Annotated in this window: 1 protein-coding gene; it reads right to left on the bottom strand. The window is 79.7% G+C overall.

All coding sequences use genetic code 11. From position 1 onward, the window contains the following. A partial coding sequence (locus tag LE181_RS31985) for an MFS transporter (protein ID WP_372458564.1) occupies positions 1-399 on the bottom strand: 399 nt, incomplete at both ends.

The raw sequence follows: 399 nt of genomic DNA, 5'->3' as shown, positions 1-399 counted from the left end.
TGCGGGGTGCCGGGGGCCGGATCCCCTCCGGCGTGCTCCCGGGCGGCGAGCTCGCGGGCGAGCCGCAGGGGGTCGGGGTGCAGCAGGCAGCCGATGACGGCCGCGGCCGCGGCGTAGGCCACCACGGCGAGCAGGAAGGGGCCGACGAGCCGGGGCAGGCTCCAGGCGTCGGCGACGTCGCCCGTGACGCCGGCGAGGGTGGGGCCGACGACCGCGCCGAGCGTCGTGGCGAAGAGCACGGTGCTCAGGGCGCGGCCGCGGCGGGCGGGCGGTGCCAGGTCCGCGCCGGCGTAGCGGGCCAGCAGGGTGGTCGCGGTGCCGGCGCCGTAGACGAGCAGGGACGTGAAGAGGAGGACGACGCTGTCGGTCGCGCCGGCCACGACGACGCCGGCGCTGCCG

The organism is Streptomyces sichuanensis (genome assembly GCF_020328095.1).
GTDB lineage: Bacteria > Actinomycetota > Actinomycetes > Streptomycetales > Streptomycetaceae > Streptomyces > Streptomyces cinnamoneus.
The sequence above is the reverse complement of the archived record's forward strand: the minus strand, read 5'-3'. Positions and strand labels throughout refer to the sequence as shown.